Below are 488 nucleotides of genomic sequence, written 5' to 3'. Positions count from 1 at the left end.
GGCCGGAACTTATACTGATTTCCGGATATTCGGGGATCGGCAAAACGTCAGTCGTCCATGAGCTTCACAAGGAGCTCGTTCCGCCCCGAGGTCTTTTTGCATTTGGAAAATTCGACCAGTACAAGCGCGATATCCCCTACGCGACACTTGTTCAAGCCATCCATGGCCTTGTGCGGCCCCTTCTCGGGAAGGGTGAGGCCGAATTGGTTGCCTGGCGTCATGACCTTCTGGAGGCGCTAGGCCCTAACGGACGCCTAATGGTTGATCTGGTGCCGGAACTGAAGCTCATCATCGGCGAGCAACCGCCGGTGCCAGAGCTTCCGCCGCAGCAGGCGCAAATCCGCTTTCACCTCGTGTTCCGCCGCTTCATTGGCGTCTTTGCGAGGCCGGAGCATCCGCTTGCGCTGTTTCTGGACGATCTGCAGTGGCTCGACTTGGCGACGCTCGATCTCATCGAGGACATATTGATCCAACAGGACGTTCGGCAT

At 57.6% G+C, this 488-nt stretch carries 1 protein-coding gene; it reads left to right on the top strand.

The features are described from left to right. On the top strand, positions 1-488 hold a 488-nt coding region (locus EOA27_RS39740; protein ID WP_145970959.1), incomplete at both ends, for an AAA family ATPase.

The organism is Mesorhizobium sp. M2A.F.Ca.ET.037.01.1.1, assembly GCF_003998075.1.
GTDB lineage: Bacteria > Pseudomonadota > Alphaproteobacteria > Rhizobiales > Rhizobiaceae > Mesorhizobium.
Note: the sequence above shows the minus strand (reverse complement) of the source record. Positions and strands in the feature narration are given on the sequence as shown.